Annotated in this window: 24 protein-coding genes; 21 read left to right on the top strand and 3 right to left on the bottom strand. The window is 74.7% G+C overall.

All coding sequences use genetic code 11. The features are described 5' to 3' along the window. Positions 1-161 precede the first annotated feature (161 nt). Entirely contained in the window at positions 162-3,008 is a 2,847-nt protein-coding gene (locus ASF50_RS10540; protein WP_056904458.1) for an aconitate hydratase, read from the top strand. 144 nt (positions 3,009-3,152) lie between these two features. Here ASF50_RS10540 and ASF50_RS10535 read toward each other — a convergent pair whose 3' ends face one another. Then, positions 3,153-4,403 (bottom strand): alpha/beta fold hydrolase, encoded by a 1,251-nt coding sequence (locus ASF50_RS10535; protein WP_056904457.1) that lies wholly within the window; start codon positions 4,401-4,403, stop codon positions 3,153-3,155. A gap of 102 nt (positions 4,404-4,505) precedes the next feature. On the opposite strand from ASF50_RS10535, the gene ASF50_RS10530 reads away from it, so the two are divergent. The 16 genes from ASF50_RS10530 (at position 4,506) to ASF50_RS10455 (ending at position 18,198) form a co-directional block, all read left to right on the top strand. Further along, positions 4,506-5,237 carry a phosphatase PAP2 family protein gene (locus tag ASF50_RS10530; protein WP_056904456.1) on the top strand — a complete coding sequence of 244 codons (732 nt, stop codon included), beginning with the start codon at positions 4,506-4,508 and terminating at the stop codon, positions 5,235-5,237. 112 nt (positions 5,238-5,349) lie between these two features. Next, on the top strand, positions 5,350-6,717 hold the full coding sequence (locus tag ASF50_RS10525; protein ID WP_056904455.1) for a hypothetical protein: 1,368 nt from the start codon (positions 5,350-5,352) through the stop codon (positions 6,715-6,717). Beyond that, positions 6,704-7,186, top strand: coding sequence for a SigE family RNA polymerase sigma factor (locus ASF50_RS10520; protein WP_056904454.1), 483 nt, complete (start codon positions 6,704-6,706; stop codon positions 7,184-7,186). The genes ASF50_RS10525 and ASF50_RS10520 overlap by 14 nt, the downstream gene beginning before the upstream one ends. 229 nt (positions 7,187-7,415) lie before the next feature. Next, complete coding sequence (locus tag ASF50_RS10515) at positions 7,416-7,712, top strand: hypothetical protein (RefSeq protein ID WP_056904453.1); 297 nt, start codon at positions 7,416-7,418, stop codon at positions 7,710-7,712. Positions 7,713-7,793: 81 nt separating this feature from the next. Further along, positions 7,794-8,093, top strand: coding sequence for an MTH1187 family thiamine-binding protein (locus tag ASF50_RS10510; protein ID WP_056904452.1), 300 nt, complete (start codon positions 7,794-7,796; stop codon positions 8,091-8,093). Further along, positions 8,093-8,809: a DUF3105 domain-containing protein gene (locus tag ASF50_RS10505; protein WP_056904451.1), complete on the top strand. Its 717-nt coding sequence runs from the start codon at positions 8,093-8,095 to the stop codon at positions 8,807-8,809. Before ASF50_RS10510 ends, ASF50_RS10505 begins: the two co-directional genes overlap by 1 nt. A gap of 106 nt (positions 8,810-8,915) precedes the next feature. Further along, a complete protein-coding gene (locus ASF50_RS10500; protein ID WP_056904947.1) occupies positions 8,916-10,841 on the top strand; it encodes a M3 family metallopeptidase in 1,926 nt (641 codons plus the stop codon). A gap of 69 nt (positions 10,842-10,910) precedes the next feature. After that, positions 10,911-11,318, top strand: coding sequence for a secondary thiamine-phosphate synthase enzyme YjbQ (locus tag ASF50_RS10495; protein ID WP_056904450.1), 408 nt, complete (start codon positions 10,911-10,913; stop codon positions 11,316-11,318). Further along, positions 11,315-11,926 carry a GNAT family N-acetyltransferase gene (locus ASF50_RS10490; RefSeq protein WP_200920115.1) on the top strand — a complete coding sequence of 204 codons (612 nt, stop codon included), beginning with the start codon at positions 11,315-11,317 and terminating at the stop codon, positions 11,924-11,926. The genes ASF50_RS10495 and ASF50_RS10490 overlap by 4 nt, the downstream gene beginning before the upstream one ends. 96 nt (positions 11,927-12,022) lie before the next feature. Beyond that, positions 12,023-12,430, top strand: coding sequence for a hypothetical protein (locus ASF50_RS10485; protein ID WP_056904449.1), 408 nt, complete (start codon positions 12,023-12,025; stop codon positions 12,428-12,430). A gap of 105 nt (positions 12,431-12,535) precedes the next feature. Continuing rightward, positions 12,536-12,907 carry a hypothetical protein gene (locus tag ASF50_RS10480; protein WP_056904448.1) on the top strand — a complete coding sequence of 124 codons (372 nt, stop codon included), beginning with the start codon at positions 12,536-12,538 and terminating at the stop codon, positions 12,905-12,907. A gap of 588 nt (positions 12,908-13,495) precedes the next feature. Further along, positions 13,496-14,245, top strand: a complete 750-nt coding sequence (locus ASF50_RS10475; protein ID WP_056904447.1) for a hypothetical protein — start codon at positions 13,496-13,498, stop codon at positions 14,243-14,245. A gap of 191 nt (positions 14,246-14,436) precedes the next feature. After that, the gene (locus ASF50_RS10470; RefSeq protein ID WP_235557639.1) at positions 14,437-15,978 is read left to right on the top strand and encodes a PepSY-associated TM helix domain-containing protein; all 1,542 of its coding nucleotides are present in this window, start codon (positions 14,437-14,439) and stop codon (positions 15,976-15,978) included. 281 nt (positions 15,979-16,259) lie between these two features. Further along, positions 16,260-16,898, top strand: a complete 639-nt coding sequence (locus ASF50_RS10465; protein ID WP_056862619.1) for a TasA family protein — start codon at positions 16,260-16,262, stop codon at positions 16,896-16,898. Positions 16,899-17,110: 212 nt separating this feature from the next. Next, a complete protein-coding gene (locus ASF50_RS10460) occupies positions 17,111-17,809 on the top strand; it encodes a signal peptidase I (protein WP_082503101.1) in 699 nt (232 codons plus the stop codon). Then, complete coding sequence (locus ASF50_RS10455; RefSeq protein ID WP_056862620.1) at positions 17,806-18,198, top strand: hypothetical protein; 393 nt, start codon at positions 17,806-17,808, stop codon at positions 18,196-18,198. The genes ASF50_RS10460 and ASF50_RS10455 overlap by 4 nt, the downstream gene beginning before the upstream one ends. 112 nt (positions 18,199-18,310) lie before the next feature. On the opposite strand, the gene ASF50_RS10450 is transcribed toward ASF50_RS10455, so the two are convergent. Continuing rightward, positions 18,311-19,117: a response regulator transcription factor gene (locus ASF50_RS10450; RefSeq protein ID WP_235557638.1), complete on the bottom strand. Its 807-nt coding sequence runs from the start codon at positions 19,115-19,117 to the stop codon at positions 18,311-18,313. 161 nt (positions 19,118-19,278) lie between these two features. Between ASF50_RS10450 and ASF50_RS10445 the strand changes: the two genes are divergently transcribed. Then, on the top strand, positions 19,279-19,746 hold the full coding sequence (locus tag ASF50_RS10445) for a hypothetical protein (RefSeq protein ID WP_056862622.1): 468 nt from the start codon (positions 19,279-19,281) through the stop codon (positions 19,744-19,746). Positions 19,747-20,173: 427 nt separating this feature from the next. Continuing rightward, complete coding sequence (locus tag ASF50_RS10440) at positions 20,174-22,351, top strand: glutamine synthetase III (protein WP_056904445.1); 2,178 nt, start codon at positions 20,174-20,176, stop codon at positions 22,349-22,351. Here the strand turns inward: ASF50_RS10440 and ASF50_RS10435 are convergent. Continuing rightward, the gene (locus tag ASF50_RS10435; protein ID WP_162242380.1) at positions 22,339-23,400 is read right to left on the bottom strand and encodes a LysR family transcriptional regulator; all 1,062 of its coding nucleotides are present in this window, start codon (positions 23,398-23,400) and stop codon (positions 22,339-22,341) included. The genes ASF50_RS10440 and ASF50_RS10435 overlap by 13 nt on opposite strands. A gap of 64 nt (positions 23,401-23,464) precedes the next feature. Between ASF50_RS10435 and ASF50_RS10430 the strand changes: the two genes are divergently transcribed. Further along, positions 23,465-24,745, top strand: coding sequence for an MFS transporter (locus tag ASF50_RS10430; protein ID WP_056862625.1), 1,281 nt, complete (start codon positions 23,465-23,467; stop codon positions 24,743-24,745). Between the two features lie 162 nt (positions 24,746-24,907). Next, on the top strand, positions 24,908-25,573 hold the full coding sequence (locus ASF50_RS10425; RefSeq protein ID WP_056862626.1) for an ANTAR domain-containing protein: 666 nt from the start codon (positions 24,908-24,910) through the stop codon (positions 25,571-25,573). Positions 25,574-25,611 lie beyond the last annotated feature (38 nt).

The following is a 25,611-nucleotide window of genomic DNA, read 5'->3' as shown; positions in this document are numbered from 1 at the left end:
CACTCGACATGATGTATCTTGACATCAAGACAAACTGCGGTGACCGGTCGCTCGGTGTTAGGGCAGCCTTCCTTTTGAGGGGGTGCGTCCCGACGGCAAGATGGCAGCGGCGAACCAGAGACGGCGACGCGCACGCGTCGCACCAGAGGAGATGAAGGCGCATGCCCAGTCAGGACAGCTTCGGTGCCAAGAGCACCCTGGACGTGGACGGGAAGTCCTACGAGATCTTCCGCCTCGACGCGGTCGAGGGAGAGGGCCTCGACGTCGCGAGCCTGCCCTTCAGCCTCAAGGTGCTGCTGGAGAACCTCCTGCGCACCGAGGACGGCGCCGACATCACCGCCGACGACATCCGCGCGATCGCGGGCTGGGACGCCGACGCCGACCCCAGCAAGGAGATCCAGTTCACGCCGGCGCGCGTGATCATGCAGGACTTCACCGGCGTGCCCTGCGTCGTCGACCTGGCCACGATGCGCGAGGCGATGGCCGAGCTCGGCGGCGACGCCAGCAAGATCAACCCCCTGGCCCCGGCCGAGATGGTCATCGACCACTCCGTGATCGCCGACGTCTTCGGCACCCCCGAGGCCTTCGAGCGCAACGTCGAGATCGAGTACGAGCGCAACCGCGAGCGCTACCAGTTCCTGCGCTGGGGCCAGGGCGCCTTCGACGACTTCAAGGTCGTCCCCCCGGGCACCGGCATCGTGCACCAGGTCAACATCGAGCACCTCGCCCGCACGATCTTCACCCGCGAGGTCGACGGCGAGTTGCAGGCCTACCCCGACACCTGCGTCGGCACCGACTCCCACACCACCATGGTCAACGGCATCGGCGTCGTCGGCTGGGGCGTGGGCGGCATCGAGGCCGAGGCGGCCATGCTCGGCCAGCCCGTCTCTATGCTCATCCCGCGCGTGGTCGGCTTCAAGCTCAACGGCGACCTGCCCGAGGGCACCACCGCCACCGACCTCGTGCTCACCATCACCGAGATGCTGCGCAAGCACGGCGTGGTCGGCAAGTTCGTCGAGTTCTACGGCCCCGGCGTCTCCGCGCTGCCCCTGGCCAACCGCGCCACGATCGGCAACATGAGCCCCGAGTTCGGCTCGACCATCGCGGTCTTCCCGATCGACGAGGAGACCACGAAGTACCTCAAGCTCACCGGCCGCTCCGAGGAGCAGCTCGCGCTGGTCGAGGCCTACGCCAAGGCCCAGGGCCTGTGGCACGACCCGTCGGCCGAGCCGCGCTACTCCGAGCGCCTCGAGCTCGACGTCTCCACCGTCGTGCCGTCGCTGGCCGGGCCCAAGCGCCCCCAGGACCGCGTCGAGGTCACCTCGGCCAAGGCCGCCTTCCGCGGAGCGCTGAGCGAGTACGTCGACGAGGGCGACAACGACCCCGACGACGCCGCGGGCGCCACCGGCTACGACGAGACCGTCGAGGAGACCTTCCCGGCCTCCGACGCCCCCTCCCACGAGGGCAACGGCTCGGCCCCGCCGCGCGACTACGTCTCGGCCGCCCCGGCCGACGGCGGTCGCCCGAGCAACCCCGCCCTGGTCACGCTGGCCGACGGCACGCAGTTCGAGCTCGACCACGGCGCCGTCACCATCGCCGCGATCACCTCGTGCACCAACACCTCCAACCCCTCGGTGATGATCGGCGCGGCCCTGCTGGCCAAGAAGGCCGTCGAGAAGGGCCTGCAGCGCAAGCCCTGGGTCAAGACCACCCTCGCGCCCGGCTCGAAGGTCGTCTCGGACTACTACGAGAAGTCCGGCCTCACGCCGTACCTCGACAAGCTCGGCTTCAACCTCGTCGGCTACGGCTGCACGACCTGCATCGGCAACTCGGGCCCGCTCATCCCCGAGGTCAGCCAGGCCGTCAACGACAACGACCTCGCCGTCGTCTCGGTGCTCTCGGGCAACCGCAACTTCGAGGGTCGCATCAACCCCGACATCAAGATGAACTACCTGGCCTCCCCGCCGCTGGTCGTGGCCTACGCCCTGGCCGGATCGATGGACGTCGACCTGTTCACCGACCCGCTGGGTCAGGACACCGACGGCAACGACGTGTTCCTCAAGGACATCTGGCCCAGCGCCGCCGAGGTCGAGGACGTCATCGCCGACGCCATCACCTCGGAGATGTTCACCAAGGACTACGCCGACGTCTTCGCCGGCGACGAGCAGTGGCAGTCGCTGCCCACGCCCGAGGGCAAGACCTTCGCCTGGGACCCCGAGTCCACCTACGTCCGCAAGCCTCCTTACTTCGACGGCATGCCCGACGAGCCGGCCCCGGTCACCGACGTCGAGGGCGCCCGCGTGCTCCTCAAGCTCGGCGACTCGGTCACCACCGACCACATCAGCCCGGCGGGTGCGATCAAGAAGGACTCGCCGGCCGGCCGGTACCTCGCCGAGCACGGCGTCGAGCAGCGCGAGTTCAACTCCTACGGCTCGCGCCGCGGCAACCACGAGGTCATGATCCGCGGCACCTTCGCCAACATCCGCCTGCGCAACCAGATCGCCCCCGGCACCGAGGGCGGCTTCACGCGCGACTTCTCCGCCGACGGCTCCGGCGACGTCACCACCGTCTTCGAGGCCTCGGAGAAGTACATCGCCGAGGGCACCCCGCTGGTCGTGCTGTCGGGCAAGGAGTACGGCTCCGGCTCCTCGCGCGACTGGGCGGCCAAGGGCACCGCGCTCCTGGGCGTCAAGGTCGTCATCGCCGAGTCCTACGAGCGCATCCACCGCTCCAACCTCATCGGCATGGGCGTGCTGCCGCTGCAGTACCCCGAGGGCCAGAGCGCCGAGTCGCTCGGCCTGACCGGCGAGGAGACCTTCTCGGTCACCGGCGTCACCGCCCTCAACGAGGGCACCACCCCGAGGACCGTCAAGGTGGTCGCCACCGGTGGCGGCCACGACGACGTCGAGTTCGACGCCGTCGTGCGCATCGACACCCCCGGTGAGGCGAACTACTACCGCAACGGCGGCATCATGCAGTTCGTCCTGCGCAACCTGCTCAAGGCCTGACCGAGCCGGGCCCGTCCGGGCCCGGTCCGACCTGCTCCACCACCGGTGCCCCGGACCGCAGCAGCGGTCCGGGGCACCGGTGCGTCCGGGTGCGTCCGGGTGCGTCCGGGTGCGTCCGGGTGCGTCCGAGCGCGTGCGGGTGTCTCAGGCCGGCGGCGGGGCCAGCGCGAAGAGGTGGTCGAGGACGACCTCGGGGGAGGTGCGCAGGCCGTCGTGCTCGTGCTCGTCGGTGACCCAGGTGCTCAGCGTCGGCACCAGGGCGGCGGTCTCCAGCGACAGCGTCGCGTCGACGTAGGGGTCACGGGCGTAGACCGCGGCCGCGCAGGGCACGTCGACCTCGCCCAGCGCGTCGGCGTCGTAGAGCCGCGGCCAGGCGCGGTGGGCCAGCAGGTCGGCGGCCCCGGCCAGCGGCGCCAGCTCGGAGTCGTCGGCGAGGGTCTCGGGGAAGACGTGCTCGCCGACGAAGAGCGTGGGGTCGGCGCGGAACTCCTCGGGCAGGGTGCGCGCCGCGGCCCAGCCCGTCGTGGTGCCGTCGGCGTAGCAGGCCTCCTGGAGCAGCGTGTAGAGCGGGTTGCGACCGCCCCACGGCACGAGGTGGGCCAGGTCGTGGCGGAAGGCGCGGGAGAGCGGGTCGAGCTCGAGCAGGTGGTGCATCGTCTCCGCGCCGTAGGACATGCCGAGCACGCTGCCGGCGTTGCGGAGGCGGGCGGGGGTCAGCCGGTCGCCGCCGGGCAGGACGATGCGGCCCTCGGCGGCCAGGTCGTGCACGCGTCGCACGCGGTCGCGGTCGGCGGGGTAGCGCTCGTGGAAGAGCCGGTTGCGCTCCAGGACGGTCGGGTAGGTCGCGGCGTAGACGTCGTCGACCGGGCGGGCGACCGGCGGCAGCCCGCCGGTGAAGTAGCCCGCGGCCAGCGACCCCGGCGCCACGCTGAGGTAGTGCAGCAGGCAGAAGCCGCCGAAGGACTGGCCCAGCACCGACCAGCGCTCCACGCCGAGGTGGGCACGCAGCAGCTCGGCGTCGGCGACGATCGCGTCGGCGCGGAAGAGCGCGAGCCGGTCGGCCTGCTCCTGCGGGGTGGCACCGAGGTCGGCGGGCTCGCCGACCGGCGTGGAGCGGCCGGTGCCGCGCTGGTCGAGCAGCACGACGCGGAAGTGGCGCAGGGCGTGCGCCACCCAGCCGGGCGCGGTGGGGCCGAAGGTGGGCCGGGTCGCCTCCGAGCCCGGACCGCCCTGGAGGAAGACCAGGTGGGGCCGGTGCTCCCCGCCCGGCGCGACGACCTCGCGGGCGAAGACCGTGAGGGTGCCCCGCGAGGGGTCGGCGTGGTCCAGCGGCACCTCCAGCTCGTGCTCGAGGGTGGTCGTGCCGTCGGGGAAGGTCGTGCGCTGGGGGGTCACGGCCCCAGTCTGCTCCCGCCGCCACCTCGGCGTGCCGGGCGAGCGCCTGCGTCGGCGCGGCGGAGCGGGGCGACCGGGCACCGGGTGCACCAGACTGGCCCGATGCCCTCCACCACGACCACCCCGGCCGAGCCCGCGTCGCGCGCCCGGGCCCTGCTGGCCACCGCCGGCCGCCTCGTCCTGACCTGGGTGGTGCTGGTCGCCGTGGTGCTCGGCGTCGGCTGGCTGCTCACCCACACGCTCGCCTCCTCGGTGGGCGGGTGGGACGACGACGTCTCGCGCGGCATCGCCGACGAGCGCACCCCGGGGCTGGGGGAGGTGGCCGACGTCGGCACCCTGCTGGCCGACACCCCGGTCGGCATGGCCGTCGCGGCGCTCTCGGCGCTGGCCTTCGCCGCCTGGCGTCGCACCTGGCGCCCGCTGGTCTTCGTGGCGCTCGTCGTGGCCGGCACCGGCGGGATCTACGCCGTCGGCACCCACCTGATCTCGCGTGACCGGCCCCCGGTGCCGATCCTCGACCCGGGGCTCGTGCCCGACCACAGCTTCCCGTCGGGCCACGTCGGCACCGCGGTCACGGCGTACGGCGCCCTGGCCCTGCTCGCCCTCGCCTACTCCGCCGCCGCGCGCCCGTGGGCGCTGGCCATCCTCCTCGTGCCGGTGCTCGTGCTGGCCGCCCGGCTCTACCAGGGCGCCCACCACGTCACCGACGTCGTCACCAGCGTCGGCTACGCCGGCACGTGGCTGCTCGTCGTCGCCCGCGCGGTGCTGCCCTCGCCGGTGGCACGCACGGGGACCGGGGCCGCTCGTGCCGACGGGCCGGGCCGGGCCTCCTGACCGGGTCCGATGAGCCGCGGGCCCCGGTGGCAGGAGGAAGTCCGTCGCCGGACCCCTCCTTCCCCGGGGCCCGCGACGTGTGGGTGGATGAGGACAGGAAGGACCCCCACCCATGAGCGACGACCTGCGCGAGACGATGAGCCTGCTCGCCGACCGGGCCGACCCGAGCGGCGCGCCCCCCGCCCCCGACGAGCTGTGGGCGCGCGGTGCGGCGTACCGCCGTCGGCGCCGAGCGGTGGGTGCAGCGGGGGTGGCGGCGGTGCTGGTGCTGCTGGCCGCCCTGGGCGGGCTGGCCTGGGACCGGGGGCGCGCCGAGGTGCAGCCGGCGGGTGCGGTCGACCCGGGGGTCGGCGGCGGGCTGCGGCTGCCCGACACCTTCTTCACGCCGAACGACTGGCTGCCCGCCGCCGAGGCGCCGACGGGCCCGCTCGTGGCCACCGTGCCGTGGAGCGACACCGGCTGGCTCGGCAGCCGACCAGGGCTGGTCGGGGTGTCGGCGACGGGGGAGTACGCGTTCCTCCCGCTCGTCGACGCCGCGCACGGCGACCTCGCCACCGCGCTGTCGGCGGACGGTCGGTGGCTGGCCTGGTGGACCAGCGGCGTTGCGATCACGGGTGCGCCCGTCGACCCCGCGGCCTCGGGCACCGACGCGCCGGTGACGGGCCTGGCGGTGATGGACACGACGACCGGGGAGGTCCGGCGGCGCGAGGTGGTCAGCGAGCACGGGCTGCAGCCCGAGGGCCTGGCCTGGGCCGGCGACACGCTGTGGTGGTCGACCTTCGCCTACACCGACGTCGGGAGCGCCTCGGGGAGCACCTCCTCCTTCCTGAGCGCGGCGGCCTGGGACCTGACCAACGGCACCAGCATCAGCCTGGGGGTCGCGGACCCTCCGGCCTACGTGCCGGGGATGGGCGCCGTCGACAGCGGCTCGCTGGTGGCGACCTCCGGGCGGAGGGTGGTGCGCTTCCCGGGCCCCGGCGCCCGGGACGTCCTCCGGGGCGACCGGCAGCTCCTCGGGGCGGCGTACGCCTCCCCCGAGGGCCCCACCGTCGTGACCACCGCCTACGCCCGCGGCACCGGGCGCTTCACCGACCGGCCCACCGAGCCGGTGCTGGCGACCCCGGCGACGGACGGACGGCTCACGGTGCGGCCGCTGCGGGTGGAGGGCTACGCCCCCGAGACCCTGACGCCCGTGGGGTGGCGCGACGCGACCCACGTCGTGCTCGCGGCGAGCGACCTCGAGACCGCCTTCGTCTCTGTCGACGTCGCGACGGGGGAGGCGGAGGTGGTCAGCCGCGCGGAGCTGCCGGTCGCGTCGGCGCAGGTCTCGTTCGCCCAGGGCGTCTGGTCGGCGCCCGAGCGCGACGTCCTCGCGCCGCCCGACCCCTTCGACCCGCGGGCGGTCGCCGCGCTCGGCGTCGTCGTGGTGCTGCTCGGCGCGGCCGGAGTGGGGCTGTGGAGGCGACGTGTCCGCCCCTGACAGCTTCACCTCCTACGTGCTGGCCCGCCGCGGGGCGCTGCTGCGCACGGCCTACCTGCTCACCGGTGACGCCGACGACGCGGACGACCTCGTGCAGGTCGCGCTGGTCAAGGCCAGCGGCGCGTGGCGCAGGATCGAGGACGACCCGGAGCCCTACGTGCGCCGGATCCTGGTCAACGAGAACGTCTCGCGGTGGCGGCGGCGTCGGTGGCGGGAGGTGTCCACCGACCGGCTGCCCGAGGTGGGCCACGACCCCGTCGGTCGACACGACCAGGCCCTGGTGCTCCGGGCGGCCCTGCAGGCCCTGGCGCCGCGGCAGCGCGCCGTGGTGGTGTTGCGCTACTTCGACGACCTCACCGAGCGCCAGACCGCCGAGCTGCTCGGTGTCTCGGTCGGCACGGTGAAGTCCCAGGCCCGTGACGGCCTGGCCCGTCTGCGCGAGGCGCTGCCGGCCCCGGCGGTGCCGTGAGGCGGTCGGAGGGCGACCGGCGCGGTGGGAGGAACAGCCCGTCACCGAGGCCCCGGCCTGGCACACTGCCGTCGTGAGCAGACCCGGCCCCGGCGTCCCGCAGTCCGTCCCGCAGTCCGTCCCGCGGCCCGCAGCGTCGTCCGCGGCGCCGTCCGCGACCGCTGGGTCCGCCGCTGGGCACCGCGCGCCGGGGTGGGCGCGACGCCGGCTGCTCGCGACGGGCGCGCTGGTGGTGGTCGCGGCAGGGCTCGGCTTCGCCGTGGGCCGTGACGCCCGGGTCGTGGAGGAGGACGTCAGCTGCCTCTCGGCGCAGGGCACCATCAGCTGCGAGCTCGAGGACGGGTGGACCGTCTCCGTGCCACGCGACGTCGCCTGGACCGACCGGCGCGGTGCCTTCCACCAGAGTGGTCGGCCGACCTGCCTCCCGCCCACCGGGATCGGCCTCGAGGGCCCCGTGCGCGTGTGGTGGGTCGCCGTCGACGAGCAGGGAGTGGGCCAGAGGCAGGTCGTCAGGGTCGCCTGCTGACCCCACCCGCCGAGCCCGTCGGCAGGGCCGCTCCCGGGCGGTGCTCACGGTCGAGGACGGCGGCGCGGCTACGGTGGGCCCATGATCGTGGCCTTCAGCATCACCCCCACCAGCGGTGACGACACCGGCGGCGTCTCCGAGGCCGTCGCGGCCGCCGTGCGCGTCGTGCGCGAGTCGGGGCTGCCGTGCGAGACCAACGCGATGTTCACCAACATCGAGGGGGAGTGGGACGAGGTGATGGCCGTGGTCAAGCGCGCCGTCGACGTCGTGGCCGCCGTGTCCCCGCGCGTCGGGCTCGTGCTCAAGGCCGACATCCGCCCCGGGTGGGAGGGCCAGCTCAGCGCCAAGGTCGAGCGCGTCGAGCGGATCCTGGAGGGCTGATGAGCAGCCTCCCGCCGCCGGGCCCGCCCCCGGCCGGTCCGCCCCCCGGACCGCCGGGCCCGCCGCCGGCCGGCCCGCCCCCGCAGGCGCCGCCGGGCTGGTCGCCGTACCCGGTCGGCCCGGAGGGCCCCCCTCCGCCCGCGCCGCGCCGCACGGCCCGGCTCGCGCTGGCCCTGGTCGGCGCCGTCGTGGTGGTCGCCGCGGCCGTGGTCGTGCCGATCCTCGTGACCCGCTCGGAGGAGCCGGTCGAGCAGCAGGCGACGCTCGCGGCCATCGAGCAGTACGCCGACCTGCGCCGCGACCACGTCGAGGGGTCGGTGGACTACCCGCAGTCGCCGCCCGTCGGCGGCCCGCACGCCCAGGAGTGGCTCGACTGCGGGGCCTACGACACCCAGGTGCCGGCGGAGAACCTCGTGCACGACCTCGAGCACGGCACGGTGGTGCTCACCTACGAGCCCGGCCTGCCCGCCGACGACGTGGCCGCCCTCGCCGACGCGCTGCCCGCCAACGGGATCCTCTCGCCCTGGGAGGGCCAGGCCGCCCCGGTCGTCGTCACCGTGTGGGGCGTGCAGCTGGAGCTCGAGGGCGCCGACGACCCGCGCCTGGCGATGTTCCTGCAGGAGTTCGGCCACGGCGAGACCGCCCCGGAGTTCGGCGCCTCCTGCGAGGGCGGCATCGACCCGGCCGACGCCGCCGGGGCCGGCACCCCGGTCTGAGGCCCTCGGGTCCCTCCGCGCCCGACCGCCCCAGCGCCCGGTCCCGGCTGCGGTGTCGGTAGTGGTGTCGGTAGCGGTGTCGGCCCGCGGCGCTACCCTCGCCGGCGTGACCCAGGACGCCCTCGCCCCGCTCGCCCTGCCCGCCGTCGACGACCGCGACGGGTGGCGCGCGCTGCTCGAGACGCGCAGCACCGGCGGGCTGGAGGCGGCCCGCGCGCTGGCCGACGGGCTGCGCGCCCTCGAGCCGGGCGACCCGGCCGCGCTGCAGCGGTGGAACGACCTCTTCGTCGAGCTCTCCAACGCCTTCGCCGTCTGCTCGCTGCTCGCGCAAGTGCACCCCCACGCCCCGCTGCGCGAGGCGGCCGAGGCTCGCGAGCAGGAGCTGCACCGCTTCCGCACCGCCCTGCTGCTCGACGCCTCAGTCTTCGAGCGTCTCGCCGCCGTGCCCACCGAGGGCCTCGACGACGGCGCACGGCGCGTGCTGGCCGACGCGCTGCGCGACTTCCGCCGCTCCGGCGTCGACCGTGACGAGGCCACCCGGGCCCGTCTCACCGAGCTCTCCGAGCGGGCCAGCGACCTGGCCCAGACCTTCTCGCGCAACATCCGCGACGGTGCCGCGGTCACCCGCGTGCCGGCGGCGGCGCTGGCCGGTCTGCCCGCCGACTACGTCGCGGCCCACCCGGCCGACGCCGAGGGCCGGGTCGCGATCACCACCGACTACCCCGACACCCACCCCTTCCTGGCCTTCTCCACCGACCGGGAGGCCCGCCACGCCGTCGCGCGCACCTTCTTCACCCTCGCCCCCGACAACGACGGGGTGCTGCGCGAGCTCTTCGACGTGCGCCACGAGCAGGCCACCACGCTCGGGTTCCCCGGCTGGCCCGACCTCGACGCGGAGGTCAAGATGATCGGCACGGGCGAGGCGATCGGGGAGTTCGTCGACCGGATCGCCGCCGACGCCCTCGCCGCCTCCGACCGCGACGTCGCCGTCCTCCTGGAGCGCGCGCGCCGCGACCACCCCGACCTCGAGCGGGTCGACGTGGCCGACAGTCGCCACTACGGCGAGCTCGTGCGCCGCGAGCAGTACGACGTCGACGCCCAGGCCGTGCGGGAGTACTTCGACTTCACCCGCGTGCGACAGGGCCTGCTCGAGGTCACCGGGCGACTCTTCGGCCTCACCTACACCGCGGTGCCCGACGCCCCGACCTGGCACGAGGAGGTCAGCGTGCACGACGTGTCCCTCGACGGGCAGCTGCTCGGGCGCATCTACCTCGACCTCCACCCGCGCCCGGGCAAGTACAACCACGCCGCGCAGTTCGACCTGGTCAGCGGGGTCGCCGGTCGCCAGCTGCCCGAGGGCGTGCTAGTGTGCAACTTCGGGCGGGGCCGCATGGAGCACTCCGAGGTCGTGACGCTCTTCCACGAGTTCGGTCACCTCATGCACCACGTGCTCGCCGGTCGCCACCCGTGGGTGCGCTTCTCGGGCGTGGCCACCGAGTGGGACTTCGTCGAGGCGCCGAGCCAGATGCTCGAGGAGTGGGCCTGGGACGCCGACGTGCTCGCCACCTTCGCCACCGACGACGCCGGCACCCCGATCCCCGCCGCGCTGGTGGAGCGGATGCGCGCCGCGGAGGAGTTCGGTAAGGGCTACTACGCGCGCACCCAGATGTTCTACGCCGCCGTCTCCTACCAGTTCCACCGCGACCGGCCCGCCGACCTGGGCGCGCGCCTGCACGAGCTGTCGCAGGAGTACGCCGCCTTCGCCGCGCTGCCCGGCACCCACTTCCACACCGGCTTCGGCCACCTCGGCGGCTACACGTCGGCCTACTACACCTACATGTGGAGCCTGGTGATCGCCAAGGACCTCTTCTCGGCCTTCGACCCCGACGACCTCTTCGCCCCCGACGTCGCCACCCGCTACCGCGACACGGTCCTGGCCGCCGGGGGCAGCAAGGACGCCGCCGACCTGGTCGCCGACTTCCTCGGCCGTCCCTACGACGCCCGTGCCTTCCGGGCCTGGCTCGAGGGCTGAAGACCCGCCGCGGGGAGTCGACCGGCGGGGTGTGGGTCGGGGCCGCACGCGGCTGGCACGATCGGCGCCATGGACTCAGAGACCCGGACCTTCCACACCGGTGACCGCGAGCGCGTGCTCGACCTCACAGCCGAGGTGGCCGACTTCTGCGCCGGCCGCGGCAGTGGGCTCGTGCACGTCTTCGTGCCCCACGCCACCGCGGGCATCGCGATCCTCGAGACCGGCGCCGGCAGCGACGACGACCTGCTCGCCGCGCTCTCCGACCTGCTGCCGGCCGACGACCGGTGGCGCCACCGCCACGGCTCGCCGGGCCACGGCCGGTCCCACGTGATGCCTGCGCTGGTGCCGCCGTACGCCACGGTGCCCGTGCTGGAGGGTCGGCTGGCCCTCGGCACGTGGCAGAGCATCTGCCTGGTCGACCTCAACGTCGACAACCCCGAGCGCCAGGTGCGGCTGAGCTTCCTGGGGGCGGCGTGAGCGCGGGCCCGAGCGGGCGCGACCTGGTCGTGCGCCCGGTGCACCCCCAGGACCGGGAGTCGATCACCCGGGTCGTGACCGCCGCCTTCGGCGAGGAGGGCGAGGTCGTCGCCCGCCTGGTGGAGCGGCTGGAGGCCTCGCGGGCGGTGGCGCTGGGCCTGGTCGCCGAGGTCGGCGGCGCCGTCGTCGGCCACGTGATGCTCACCCAGTGCTGGGTCGACACGCGTGAGCGGCTGCGCCAGGTGCTGGTGCTCAGCCCGCTGTCGGTCGCGCCCGACCACCAGCGTGGCGGCGTGGGCGGCGCGCTGCTGGCGGCCGCGCTCGACGCCGCCGAGGCCGACGGGTGGCCGGCGGTGTTCCTGGAGGGATCGCCGGCCTACTACTCCGCGCGTGGCTTCGTCCCGGCCGGCGACCACGGCTTCGAGCGACCCTCGCCCCGCATCCCGCACGCCGCCTTCCAGGTCGCCCTGCTCTCGACCCACGACGACACGCTGACCGGGCCGCTGGTCTACCGCGACGCCTTCTGGCAGCTCGACTGCGTGGGGCTGCGCGACCCGCTCCTGGCCGAGCTGGAGTCCGAGCCGGGCGGCCGGTCGGAGCGCCAGTAGGCGGGAAGGGGCACCGGGCGCGGCGCGGGCCGGGTCTGAGTCACGCCCACGGCAGGGGTGCAGGCGCAGGCGCCCGGAGTCGGGCACGATGGGACGGTGACTCGTCCCGCCGCCCCGGGCCCGTCCGGTCGGAGCTCGTCGTACCGGACCGCGTCCGAGAAGAGCGCCGCCGACCGCAGCGCGGCCGACCTGCGCCGCGCCGGCGGTGCGCCCCGCGACCTCCGGGTCGGCCTGGTGGCCGCGGTGGGGGTCAACCTCGTCGTGGCGGTCGCCTTCTGGGCCGCCGCGGTGCTGGAGGTCGGCTACGACGGGGTGGCCTACGACCTCGGGCTGTGGTCGGACCCGGCCTGCCTCTTCCTCGCCGTCTCCTCCGCGGCGGCGCTCGTCTGCCTCTGCCTCACGGAGTGGCGGCGCCTGGGCTTCGGGCTGCTGGCGGGCACGCTGCTCGTCCTCCTCCTCGACGCGACCTGGCTGTTCGTCCACGTGGCGCTCCTCGGGTCCTGAGGTCGGTCGAGTCGGCCGGAGTCGGCGGCTCGCCGGAGCCGGGGGCCGGCCGTCAGGTCGCGTGACTGATCGAACAGATGTTCGATCATGGAGTAGTGTGGCGTCGTGAGCCTCCCCGTCGCCCCGCCCGGCTGGCCCGCCGAGGTGCGCGCCCCAGGGGCGCCCGAGTGGGAGGCCAGCGCCGAGGCCTGGCTGCTCGACCTGTGCCCGCCCGACCACCGCTCCTACCCCGTGCTGCGTCGCCACCTCGTGGTGCTGGCACGCTTCGCGGTGCTCCACGTCGAGGCGGGTCAGCTGGCGTGCCGCCGGGGTCTGAGCGAGGCCCGCGCCGAGCTGCGCGGGCTGGTCGAGCCGGAGGTCGTCGACGCCGTCGTCGACACCTGGCTGCGTGAGGACGCCCGCCTGGCCGGGGCGCGCCGCGCGGTGGGGCTGGTGGAGGAGGCCGTGCGGGGACGCCGCTTCCGTCCGCGGCTCTGACCCCTTCCACCCTCCGCGACCGGCCGGCCGGCCGAACGGGCGCGGCGGGCGCGGCGGGCCTCGCCTGCGGTGCCGGGTGCGGGCCGAGGCGGTCAAGTGTGCCGGGGTCGGCGCGGGTCGCGGGGCGTCATGCGGAGGGTGGATGCGCATCCACGCGGTGCATGACGTCCGGGGGCGGGCCGCGCCTGCGGTGCCGGGTGCGGGCCGAGGCGGTCAACCGTGCCGGGGTCGACGCGGGTCGCGGGGCGTCATGCGGAGGGTGGATGCGCATCCACGCGGTGCATGACGTCCGGGGGCGGGCCGCGCCTGCGGTGCCGGGTGCGGGCCGAGGCGGTCAACCGTGCCGGGGTCGACGCGGGTCGCGGGGCGTCATGCGGAGGGTGGATGCGCATCCACGCGGCGCATGACGTCCGGGGGCGGGCCGCGCCTGCGGTGCCGGTCGCGGGACGTCATGCGGAGGGTGGATGCGCCTCCACGCGGCGCATGACGTCCGCAGCCGCGAGTCGGTCGGCCCACCACGAGCGCGCCGGGGCGGGGCCGGGTCCGCGCGGCCGAAAGTCGACCGGGCCGTGCGACAATCGCCGGGTCATGTCCCACGGCTCCGCCCTCCCGTCGACCCCGGCCGCCGAGCCGCGGGTCGACCCGGTCGTGCTCTGGCTCCGCGCCAGTCTGCTGGCCACGGTGACCCTCTTCCTGGGAGCCGCCGGCCACGTCACCGCGGACGGCCTGCTGCCCGGCCCGGTGGTGATGACGCTGCTCACGGCCGTGACTCTCGTGCTGAGCGCGGCGCTCCTCGCCCGGCCGGCCTCGACGCTGCGCCTGGTCACCCTGCTGGTGGGCGGTCAGGCCGCCGTCCACGTGGTGCTCAGCGCCACCGCGGGTCACGTCGGCGACGCCCCGACCACCGCCACGCCGGCCGGGGGAGCGGCGCACGCCGCCTCCGCGTCGCTGCCGCAGGTCGACGGTCGACGGGTGGGCTCGCTGCTCGACGCCTACACCGGCCCCGCCGGCGACCTCGCCTCCGGACCCTCGCTGACCCTCGGCCACCTGGTCGAGGACCTGGCCGCCCACGCCCCGATGATGGCCGCCCACCTGCTGGCGGCCGCCCTCGTGGGCCTGTGGCTCGCCGTCGGCGAGCACGCGCTGTGGGCCCTCGTGGCCCTCGCCGGTGCCGTGCTCGCCGCGCCGTGGCGCCTGCTCGCGGCCTGGGCCCGCACGCGGTCGCTGCCGGCCCCCGCCCGCGGCCGCCTCGTGCCGACCTCCCACCACCCCGCGCCGGTCGTGGCGCACCTGGCGCGCAGCGTCATACGCCGGGGACCGCCGGCCCTCCTCGCCTGACCGCACCCCGGTCCGACCGCACGAGGCGGTCGGCCCTCGTCAGCATCGTCCGACGCGACGGCCCCGCCGTCGCGCGTCCCTGCGTCCGCACCCACCGCTGCCGCGCCGCGCCCCGGCCCCGGCCCGCCACCACAGGCCCGCCGGGGCTCGGCCCACGCGGTCGCCCTGCGGCGCCGTCTCGAGGAGAGACCGTGACCGACTCCATCGCCCGCCCCGGCGCGCCCACGCGCGCCACCCCCACCCGCCCGCCCACCGACCCGCCCACCGACCCGCCCACCGACCCGCCCACCGACCAGGGGGCCCCCACCGCCACCCCGGCGCGCCGCCCGCGACCACCGCGCGACGAGCGCGCCCGCAAGAAGGGCGGGTCGGGCCTCTTCCGCGCGATGTGGCGCTGGCACTTCTTCGCCAGCTTCCTCGTGGTGCCCGTGCTGCTCGTGCTGTCGGTGACGGGGCTGATCTACCTCTTCCGCTTCCAGATCGAGCCGCTCATGCACGGCGACCTCATGCACATCGACACCCCCGCGGCCACCGAGGTCCGCCAGTCCTACGCCGCCCAGCAGACCGCGCTCGAGCGGGTCTACCCCGACGTCACCGTGGTCTCGATGCGCGAGCCGCTCGAGGCCGACGACGCCACGGCCTTCTCCGTGGTCGAGGCCGACGGCAGTCCGCGCGACGTCTACGTCGACCCCTACGGCCCCGACGTGCTCGGCTCCCTCGACCCCGACACGACCCTGTCGGGCACAGCGGTGAGACTGCACGCCGACCTGATGGCCGGCCGCTTCGGCGACCACCTCATGGAGCTCGGCGCCTGCTGGGCGATCGTGATGGCGCTGACCGGCTACTACCTCTTCGTCCGCGGCGCCAAGGCCCGTCGCCGTGCCCGGGCCAAGGACCGCCCCGGCGCCCGGCTGCGCTCGCGGCACGGGTGGCTCGGCGCCGGCGTCGGGGTCGGGCTGCTCTTCCTGCTCGTCTCGGGCCTGCCCTGGACCGGGGTGTGGGGCGAGACCGTGCAGAAGCTCGCCACCGACCGTGGCAGCTCGCTGTGGAGCACCGACCCGGGCGCCCTGTCCGACCCCACCTCCAGCCTCGACGAGTCGCTGCCGCACAGCCACGTGCAGGACGTGCCGTGGGGCATGGGCGCCTCCGAGGTGCCCCGCTCGACCGGCGACCCCGAAGGCAGCGTGGCCAACATCGACACCGCCGTCGAGGTGGCCGAGGCCGAGGGCCTGCGCCACCCCTTCACCGTCGCGGTGCCCGACACCAGCACCGACGAGGCGGGGGTCTACTCCGTCATCGGCTACGCCTTCGACGCACCCTCCGACGAGCGCACCGTGCACGTCGACCGCTTCGGCGGCGCGGTGGTCTCCACCTACGGCTTCGACGACTACCCCACGCTGGCCAAGGTGGTCTCGCAGGGCATCGGGCTGCACGAGGGACGCAGCCTCGGGCTGTGGTCGTTCTGGGGTGCGGCGCTGATGTGCGTGGGCATCATCGCGGCCTGCGTCACCGGCCCGCTCATGTGGTGGCGCCGCCGCCCGCGGGGTGCGGCACGCATCGGCGCCCCGCGCGGACGCATGCCGCTGCGCGGCAGCCCCGTGCTGCTCGTCGGCCTGGTCGCCCTCGGGATCGTCCTGCCCCTCTTCGGTCTGTCGCTGCTGGTGGTGCTGGCCCTCGACCAGCTCGTGCTGCGACGGGTGCCGGCGCTGGCGGGGTGGTTCGACACCGTGTGACCCGCACGGCGGGACGTCGTACGGGTGGTGGGGCCGCCCCCACCTCTCGCACGACGTCACCGCCGGGCCGCCACGTGCGATCGCGGCCAGACCGAGCGCCGCACGGCGGCAGCGCACCCCGAGCCGGGGCGAACCTCAAGAGGGTCGCCCCGGCTTGCGCGTTCCTTGAGGCAACGTCGTGGATCTGCCGCGTCGTGGCTTGAGGCTGGAGCGACAGAGTCCTGGTCATCAAGCAACAGCGACCGGCGCAGGGCTGGTCCACCCGACTCGAAGGACTCCCGATGCGCACTGCACACCGCAAGGCCACCACCCGCAAGGTCTCCAAGGGCGCCACCCGCCTGGCCGCCTCGGTCGCCCTCGTCGCCGGTGCGGCATCGGTCGCCGGTCTCGGCACGTTCGGTTCCTTCACCTCCACCACCAGCGCCACCGAGGCCACCACCACCGGCACCGTCGTGCTGACCGCCAGCAACCCGGCGCGCGGCTTCGACGTCGCCATCCCCAAGCTGGTGCCGACCGACACCGTGCAGCGGGCCCTGACGCTGACCCGCGGCTCGGCCGACGAGACCTTCGGCTCGGTCGCGCTGACCACGACCAGCTCCACCGCCAACGTCCTCACCGGCGACGCCACCAAGGGTCTGCAGATGCGGATCGACCAGTGCTCGCAGGCCTACACCCAGGTCGGCTCCACCAACGCCCTGACCTGCGGCGGCACGGAGACCCCCGTCCTGGCCAGCGGTCGCGTCCTCCAGGCCAACACGATGCTGCCGGTGGTCACCACGGCCCTCAACGCCGCGGCGAAGACCTCCTTCCTCCGCGTCACCCTCACGCTGCCCGAGGCCGCCGACAACACCTTCCAGAACCTCACCAGCACCATCAACTACTCCTTCCTCGCCACGCAGCGCGCCGGCGACTTCCAGTGACCCCCTCCCGCGCGGCCGCGGACGCCGCTGCCGGCCGCGCGGGAGGCTCGACCCCGGGTCGCCGGGCGACCTGACCCTCCTCTCCCGTGCGGCCAGGGGTGCCCTCGTGGCCGCACGGGTCACCACCGCCCCGCCCGCCCCGCCAGCCCGACCCACCCCAGCCCAGCCCGACCCAGCCCAGCCCAGACCGGACCAGCGACCAGGAGGACACGATGAGCAGCTCCACCTCCACCACCGCGGCGACCGAGTCCTGCGCCAGGCACCGCGGCGACGGGTCGAGCAGGGTCGTCACCCGACCCACGGCCGGCGGGGCGCTGCACGTGCTCGGCAACGTCGTGACCAGCCTGGTGCTGGTGGCGTGCCTGGCGGCCTTCCTGCTGCTCGCGGTGGGCCCTCACGTCTTCGGCTACCGCACGGCCACGATGCTCACCGGGAGCATGGAGCCGGGGATCAGCCCCGGTGACGTCGTGGTGACGGTGCCGCGCCCGGCAGCCGACGTCGAGGTCGGCGACGTGATCAGCTACCACATCCCGATCGAGGACCACCGCGTCGAGACCCACCGGGTCACGAAGGTCGTCCGGGGCGACGACGGCAGCATCGCGGTGCAGACCCAGGGCGACGCCAACGAGGGCGTCGACCCCTGGACCGCCACGCTCGAGGGCGACACCGTGTGGCAGATGACCGCGGTCGTGCCTCACGTCGGCAAGGCCATCCAGTGGCTGCGCGCGCCCGTCGTGCAGCACGGCGTGCTGTGGGGCGCGCTGGGCCTGCTGGTCGTGCTCGGCCTGGTGCGCATCTGGGCCCGCGACGAGGACGAGGAGCCCGGGACCAGGAGCCCCGGGACCGGGACCCCCGAGACCGCCGACGGCACCGACGAGGTCCTCCGGGAGCCCGCCGGGTCCGAGCGGTGAGCACCGAGGACCTCTGCGGTGGCGTGGCCGTGCTCGACGAGTCGGTCCTGGGTGAGCTCGCGCTCGACCTCTGCCCCGCCTCGGCCCTGACCTTCGCCCGGACCTACCGCCGCATGCTGCCCGGGCGCGTGACCCGGGTGACCAGCGTGCTCGCCCCGCCCGCGGCGGCGGCCACCGAGGCCGCCGACGTCGACGTGCTCGACGCGGTGCTCAGCCTCGGCACCTCGGCCGCAGCCGTCGGCGCCTGCTGCCTGGCCGAGGTCGCGCAGGGCCTCGCGCGCGACGTACGCCGGGGCGACCGCGAGGCCGCCCGCTGCCGTCTGGCCCGGTTGCGCGCCGTCACCGGGTGCACCGAGCGCGCGCTCGACGGCTACCTCGCACGCAGCTGACCCGCACGACCCGCACGACCCGCACGACCCGCACGACCCGCACGACCCACTGACCACCGGCCGCCCGCGGGCCGGGGGAGACAGCCCTCTGAGGCGCCTGGGGGGAGGCGCCTCAGAGGGCCTCCATGCGGTAGCCCACCCCTCGCACGGTGTGGATGAGCCGGCCGGCGCCGAGCTTGCGGCGCAGGTTGCCCATGTGCACCTCCACCAGGTGCGTGTCGGTGGCCCACTCGGTGCCCCACACCGAGCGCAGCAGCGACTCGCGGCTCCACACCCGCGCCGGGCTGCGCATCAGCTCGGTGAGCAGGTCGAACTCCGTGCGCGTCAGCGTCAGCTCCGTGTCGTCGCGGAAGGCGCGCCGCCCGTCGACGTCGACGCGGAGCGGGCCGTGGTCGAGCACCTCGTGCGATGCGGGTGCCGTGGGTGCCGTGGGTGCCGTGGGTGCCGGTGTCGTCGCGCCGGCGTCGTGGGTCGCCGGGGGGCCGCCCGCGCCGTCCGCCGCCGGGAGGCGGCGGGGGCGTCGGAAGAGCACGTTGACCCGGGCCTTGAGCTCGCGCACCGAGAAGGGCTTGGCCAGGAAGTCGTCGGCACCGGTCTCGAGGCCGAGGAGCTTGTCGATCTCCTCGTCGCGGGCGGTGATCATGATGACGTAGGCGTCGGTGAGCTCGCGCATGCGACGGCAGGTCTCGATCCCGTCGATCCCGGGCAGCCCGAGGTCGAGGGTCACCAGGTCGGGGTCGAGGGTGCGGATGGTCTCCACCCCGGCCAGGCCGTTGTCGACGGTGGTGACCGCGAAGCCCTGCGACTGCAGGGAGAGCTCGATGAGCGCGCGGATGTCCTCGTCGTCCTCCACCACGAGGGCGCGCCGCTCCTCGGTGGTGGTGCCGCTGCCGTTGGTCATGCTCCCCGTGACTGACATCGAGACGATCCTCTCAGACCTTGAGGATTCCTTGAGGCAAGTCGGCGGATCGGTTGAGACCCTCCGGACAGACTCGTCCTGTCGCCCACCCGTGGGCGACGACCCGACCCCGAGCCAGCCGACCGCGCCACCCGACCGCGCCACCCCGCCGAGAGGACGCCATGAGCCACAGCCTGCGTCGCCGCGTGCTGGTGCTGGTCACGCTCACGGCGTTCCTGGTGTGCCTGCCGCAGCTGGCCTCGGCCCGCTTCTCCGGCCAGCAGCAGGCCTCGCTGAGCGTCGGCACAGCGGGCATGGCCATGCCGACGGGCGTCACCGGCACCTGGACGTGCACCCGCTTCAGCATCCTGACGATCGGCTACGAGGCGATCGACGTCGACGTCGACTCCTTCACCGACGCCGGGCCGAGCGGGGCCACCTACGCCTACCGGCTCTCCCGCGCCGGGGTCACCCGCGACGCGGTCGACTCCACGTCCCGCTCGGCCGCCCTGCGCTACGAGACCGGGCTCATCGCCGGTGCGCAGACCTACCGCCTCACCATCACCTCGACCCTCAAGGGCTGGACCGGTGAGCCCTACGTCCGCGACCTCACCTGCCCGGGCAGCAGCAGGGCCAGCGGCACGCTCTGAGCCCGCCGGACACGGGACCCGGCCCAGGACGCGGTCGAGGACCCCTCGTGTGATCGGGTCGGCCCCGGTCTAGTCCGCCGGCACGGAAAAGGCGACACGTTCGCGTGATCGCGTGTTTTACCGATGCCGGCGCGTCACACTGGGGGAGCCAGGTCGCGACTGATGCCCCCCAGAAGCCGCGGCCTGGCCCACACGTCCTCGTCGAGCCCCGCTCCGAGACCCGTCCTCGCCCCGCTCGCCCCGCTCGGTCCGCCGTCCTCCCGGCCCCTCCACCCGGCCCCTCCACCTGGCCCCTCCACTTGGCCCAGCCACCGAGCACGTGACGCGCGTCGCGTCGCCCCGGCGGCCCACGTGACCCGGGCGAAACACCCCCGACACGCGCGCCCCCTACGGTCCGGCTACCGCCCCGCCGTCCGAGGAGACACCGATGAGCGCCAATCCCGTCCGCCTGCAGGCCATGAGGGCCGTCGAGGCCACCGTCGCTCCGCCGATCAGCTTCGACCCCGGCGAGGAGCCCGGCGCCATCTTCGGGCAGAACGTCTTCAGCCTCACCGTGATGCAGAAGCGGCTGCCCAAGAGCGTCTACAAGTCGGTCGTCTCCACCATCGAGCGGTCGACGCCGCTCGACCCCGACGTCGCCGACGCGGTGGCCTCGGCCATGAAGGACTGGGCGATGGAGAAGGGCGCCACGCACTACGCCCACGTCTTCTACCCCCTCACCGGCCTGACCGCGGAGAAGCACGACAGCTTCCTCGACCCGGTCGGCGACGGCACGGCCTTCGCGTCCTTCTCCGGCAAGACCCTGGTGCAGGGTGAGCCCGACGCCTCGAGCTTCCCCAACGGCGGGCTGCGCAACACCTTCGAGGCGCGCGGCTACACCGGGTGGGACGTCATGAGCCCGGCGTACGTGCTGGAGAACCCGAACGGCAACACGCTGTGCATCCCCACCGTCTTCATCTCGATGACCGGCGAGGCGCTCGACCACAAGACCCCCGTGCTGCGCTCGCAGCAGGCGATGTCGGTCCACGCCAAGCGGGTGCTCACGCTCTTCGGCCACGACGACCCCGACAACGTCGTGGCCTACTGCGGCCCCGAGCAGGAGTACTTCCTGGTCGACAGCCACTTCTTCATGGCCCGCCCCGACCTGCTCAACGCCGGGCGCACGCTCTTCGGCGCCAGGCCGCCCAAGGGCCAGGAGTTCGACGACCACTACTTCGGCGCGATCCCCGAGCGCGTGCTCGGCTTCATGATGGACACCGAGCGCGAGCTCTTCAAGCTCGGCATCCCGGCCAAGACCCGCCACAACGAGGTCGCGCCGGGCCAGTTCGAGGTGGCGCCGATGTTCGAGCGGGCCAACGAGGCCTCCGACCACCAGCAGCTGCTCATGACCACCTTCAAGTCGGTCGCGCGCAAGCACGGCATGGAGTGCCTCTTCCACGAGAAGCCCTTCGACGGCGTCAACGGCTCGGGCAAGCACGTCAACTTCTCCCTGGGCAACGCCGAGCTCGGCAGCCTCCTCGTGCCGGGGGAGACCCCGCACGACAACGCGCAGTTCCTCGTCTTCTGCGCCGCGGTCATCCGCGGCGTCCGCCAGTACGGCGGGCTGCTGCGGGCCTCGGTCGCCTCGGCCTCCAACGACCACCGCCTCGGCGCCAACGAGGCCCCGCCCGCGATCATCTCGGTCTTCCTCGGCGACCAGCTCGCCGACGTCTTCGACCAGATCGCCAAGGGCGGTGCCACCCGCTCCAAGGAGCGCGGCACGCTGACCATCGGCGTCGACACGCTGCCCAACCTCACCAAGGACCCGGGCGACCGCAACCGCACCAGCCCCTTCGCCTTCACCGGCAACCGCTTCGAGTTCCGCGCACCGGGGTCCAACCAGACGGTGGCGGGCCCGATGGTGGTGCTCAACACGATCATGGCCGAGGCCCTCGACCACTGCGCGAGCTTCCTCGAGGACGCCGTCGCGGCCGGCACCGACTTCAACGAGGCCGTGCAGGCGCTGCTGACCCAGGTCATCAGCGACCACGGTGCGGTGATCTTCAACGGCAACGGCTACTCCGAGGAGTGGCCGGTCGAGGCCGAGCAGCGGGGGCTGAAGAACCTGCGCACCACCGTCGACGCCCTGCCCGAGCTGATCGCCCCCGAGGCTCTCGCGCTGTTCTCGGCCTACGGCGTCTTCAACGAGCGCGAGATGCACAGCCGCTACGAGATCGGCCTGGAGCAGTACGTGCTCAGCGTCGGCGTCGAGGCCAACCTCACCCTGGAGATGGGCACGACGATCGTCCTGCCGGCGGCGCTGCGCTACCAGACCGAGCTGGCCGGCAACGTCGCGGCGCTCAAGGCGGCCGGCGTCGAGGCCGACACCTCCACGCTGCTGTCGGTCTCCGAGCCGCTGGCCGCGCTGCGCGCCGGTCTGGCCGACCTCGGCGCCGCGCTCGCCCACGAGCACCCCGCCGACGCCCTGGCGGCGGCGACCGCGGTGCGCGACGGGGTGCTGCCCGCGATGGCGGCCGTGCGTGCGGCCGCCGACACCCTCGAGGGCCTCGTGGCCGACGACCTGTGGTCGCTGCCGACCTACCAGGAGATGCTCTACGTCCTGTGACCCGCACCGTGTTCTGCACCGTGACCCGCGCGGGGCCCCGCGTCGTGGCCTGCGGTGCGGCCCGCGCGGTCGTCGCGGGGCGGTGACGCCCCGAGGAGGCCCGGGAGGGTCTCCTCGAGGACGTCGCGCAGCGCGGTCACGGGGGCCGGCGGCCCGGCGCTCGACCACACCAGCTGCACGACGCGCTCCGCGCGCCGCGCCCCGGCGTCGAGGGCGACCTCGACCGTGCCGGGGTAGTCGACACCGGCCGGCACGACGGTGAAGCCCAGGCCCGCCGCGACCAGCCCGCCGGCGGTCGCGAGGTCCTCGCACTCGTACGCCGGGCGCCGCGGTGCGCCCGCCTCGCGCATCATCGCGTCGGTGATGGTGCGCAGCCCGTAGCCGGTCGCCATCGCCACGAAGGGCTCCTCGGCGAGGTCGGCGAGAGCCACCGGCCCCGCGCGGCCGTCCTCGGCCCCCCGCGAGCCACGCCCCGACGCCCCGCGCTCGCCCGGACCCGCCAGGTGGTGACCGCGGGGGAGCAGCACGCGCAGCGGCTGCGTGCCGAGCACGAGCGAGGCCAGCCCCGTCCCGGTCGAGGGCTCGAGCACGGCCACGAGCGCGAGGTCGAGGCGGCCGCCGGCCACGTCGGCGACGAGGTGCTCGGCGCCGCCCTCGGCCAGCTGCAGGGTCACCCGTGGGTGACGGTCGTGGAAGACCCGCAGCGCCCGCGGCACCAGGTCGGCGCCGAGGGCGTGCTGGAAGCCGAGCCGCACCCGGCCGGCCCCGGGGTCGACCTCGGCCCGGATGGCGCGCAGGGCCTCCTCGACCTCCGCCACGGCCCGCTCGGCGGCGTCGGCCAGCAGCCGCCCGTGACGGCTCAGCGCGATCCCGCGTCCCCGGCGCAGCAGGAGGGGGGCGCCGACCTCGGCCGACAGTCGCGCCAGGGAGCGGCTCAGGGTCGGCTGCGGCACGCCCAGCTCGGCGGCGGCATCGGTGACGTGGCCGGTGCGCGCCACGGCGAGCAGCTCCTCGAGCGGTCGCAGGAAGCCGGCGGAGTCATGCTGCACGTGCATGAGTCTAGGTCGACCGGTGCATTGGAGTCATCAGCGACGGCGGGAGAGACTGGGTCACGTGAGACGCCCGAGCGACCTGGACCCCACGGCCACCCGCGCCGGCGCGCCCCTCGCGCCTGCGCCGGCGGGTCCCGCGGGGCACCTCCCGGGCTCGCGCGACTTCCGCCGCCTCAACCTCGCGATGGGCGCAGCGGGGCTGGCCGCCTTCGGCATGCTCTACGCCACCCAGCCGCTGCTGCCGGAGATCGGCGACGACTTCGGCGTCGACGCCACCCGGGCCAGCCTCACCATCTCGGTGACCACCGGCCTGCTGGCGCTGCTGGTCATCCCCGCCACCCGCATCGGCGCCCAGCGCGGACGTGTCGCCACGATGCGGCTCGGCCTGCTCGTCGCCGCGGTGCTGACGCTGCTGAGCGCGGTGGCGCCGACGTACCCCCTGCTCCTCGTGGCGCGCGGCCTCACCGGCGCGGCCCTGGCGCTGGTGGTGGGCGTGGCGATGGGCCACGTCGCGGCCGAGGTCCACCCGCGCGGCCTGGCGACGGCGATGGGGCTCTACGTCGCCGGCAACTCCCTCGGCGGTGTCGGCGGACGCGTGGTGACCTCCGCGGTCGTCGACCTCGCCGGCAGCTGGCGCTGGGCCGTGGTGGCGCTGGGCGTCTGCGCCCTGATCGCGACCCTGGCCTTCCAGCGCCTCGTGCCGGGGCCCGCGGCGGGCGTGGCCAGCGCCATCGGCGTGCCGCCGCCCCCGGGGCGGGTGGTCGACCTGCTGCGCGACCCGGCGGTGCTGGCGGTGCTCGCCCTGCCGTTCCTGCTCATGGGCGGCTTCGTGGCCACCTACAACTACCTCACCTACCGCCTCACCGGTCCGGGCTTCGAGCTGCCCGCGGCCGTCGTGGGCCTGGTCTTCCTGGCCTACCTCGCCGGCACCGCGGCCTCCGCGGTCGCGGGTCGCGCCGCCGACCGGGTCGGGCGAGCGGTCGTGCTGGTGGTGTCGGTCGCGGTGATGGGCGCCGGTCTGCTGCTCACGCTGCCCGACGTGCTGTGGCTGGTGGTCGTCGGCCTGGTCGTGCTGACCTCCGGCTTCTTCGGCGCCCACTCGGTGGCCAGCGGCTGGGCCCCGGTGGTCGGCTCGGCCCAGCCGGCGCGCACCAGCGCGCTCTACGTCGCCTCCTACTACGTCGGCTCGTCGGTCTTCGGCGCCCTGGTCGGGCTCGGCTGGCGCGCCGGCGGCTGGCCGCTCACGGTGGCCTGCGTCGGCGCCCTGGTCGCCCTCGCCGGCGTCGCGACCGCGGTGCTCCTGGCCCGCACCGCCCGCTCCTCGCGGCCCTCGGCCGCCTGAGAGGACCGCGGCCCCGCACGCTGTCCCGCTCGGTCCCGCCCGCCGTGGCAGACCCGTCTGCCCCCCGCACGGACCGGGCGGGGCGGGGAGGCACCCCGAGGGGTGGTTCGTCCCCCGCGGCGCCGGCCGCACCATGGAGGCAGATGAGGCGGGAGGTGCACCGTGCAGCCCATCCCCGAGTCCGTGGCCGCGGTCGACAACCTCGACGCCGCCTCGGTGGACGACGACGTCCTGCGCTGGCTCTGCCTGCTGGGCGAGCGCGCCCGCGAGGTCGTGCCGGACTGCGTCGGGCTGACCTGGGAGCACGCCGACCTCGACCTCGTGCTGACCGTGGAGGCGACGGCCGCCGAGCGCGCCGCCACCTCGAGCGCCGAGCTGCCCATCATGGCGGCGACCGCGGCCTCCGACGACCCGTGCCAGGAGCAGTCCTGGAGCTCCTCGGGGCGCGCCTCGGCCGCCCTCGGCGTCGGCAGCACGCTGACGCTGCCGATCATGCACGGCCAACGCGTCGTCGGCACCGTCGACCTCTACGCCGCGACCCCGGGCGCCTTCGCGGGTAGGCACGACGAGCTCGCGCGTCTCTTCGACGCGTGGGCGCCCGGCGCCGTGACCGACGCCGACCTGGGCTTCGCCCGCCGTGACGACGCCTGTGAGGCGCCGCGCCGCGCCGAGGACCGCGCGGCCGTCGACACCGCCACGGGCGTGTGGGCCGCGCTGCTCGACGTCGACGTGGTGACAGCGCGTGAGCGGCTGCGCGAGACCGCCCTCGGGCTCGGGCTCACCGAGGCGGAGCTGGCGCGGGCCGTGATCGGCCGCGCCTCACCCTGACCCCGCACGCGGATCACCTCCCCACGGGTGGGACGGCT

The organism is Nocardioides sp. Leaf307 (assembly GCF_001423135.1).
Taxonomy (GTDB): domain Bacteria; phylum Actinomycetota; class Actinomycetes; order Propionibacteriales; family Nocardioidaceae; genus Nocardioides; species Nocardioides kribbensis.
This window is presented reverse-complemented; position numbering and strand designations above follow the sequence as displayed.

What these genes read in the sequence shown, in the direction of transcription:
- ASF50_RS10525 (WP_056904455.1), top strand. Translation starts at nt 5,350, where the DNA reads ATGAGCGACGACCTGCGCGAGACGATGAGCCTGCTCGCCGACCGGGCC.
- ASF50_RS10450 (WP_235557638.1), bottom strand. Translation starts at nt 19,117, where the DNA reads ATGTCAGTCACGGGGAGCATGACCAACGGCAGCGGCACCACCACCGAG.
- ASF50_RS10495 (WP_056904450.1), top strand. Translation starts at nt 10,911, where the DNA reads ATGGACTCAGAGACCCGGACCTTCCACACCGGTGACCGCGAGCGCGTG.
- ASF50_RS10505 (WP_056904451.1), top strand. Translation starts at nt 8,093, where the DNA reads ATGAGCAGCCTCCCGCCGCCGGGCCCGCCCCCGGCCGGTCCGCCCCCC.
- ASF50_RS10440 (WP_056904445.1), top strand. Translation starts at nt 20,174, where the DNA reads ATGAGCGCCAATCCCGTCCGCCTGCAGGCCATGAGGGCCGTCGAGGCC.
- ASF50_RS10530 (WP_056904456.1), top strand. Translation starts at nt 4,506, where the DNA reads ATGCCCTCCACCACGACCACCCCGGCCGAGCCCGCGTCGCGCGCCCGG.
- ASF50_RS10465 (WP_056862619.1), top strand. Translation starts at nt 16,260, where the DNA reads ATGCGCACTGCACACCGCAAGGCCACCACCCGCAAGGTCTCCAAGGGC.
- ASF50_RS10540 (WP_056904458.1), top strand. Translation starts at nt 162, where the DNA reads ATGCCCAGTCAGGACAGCTTCGGTGCCAAGAGCACCCTGGACGTGGAC.
- ASF50_RS10510 (WP_056904452.1), top strand. Translation starts at nt 7,794, where the DNA reads ATGATCGTGGCCTTCAGCATCACCCCCACCAGCGGTGACGACACCGGC.
- ASF50_RS10475 (WP_056904447.1), top strand. Translation starts at nt 13,496, where the DNA reads ATGTCCCACGGCTCCGCCCTCCCGTCGACCCCGGCCGCCGAGCCGCGG.
- ASF50_RS10445 (WP_056862622.1), top strand. Translation starts at nt 19,279, where the DNA reads ATGAGCCACAGCCTGCGTCGCCGCGTGCTGGTGCTGGTCACGCTCACG.
- ASF50_RS10460 (WP_082503101.1), top strand. Translation starts at nt 17,111, where the DNA reads ATGAGCAGCTCCACCTCCACCACCGCGGCGACCGAGTCCTGCGCCAGG.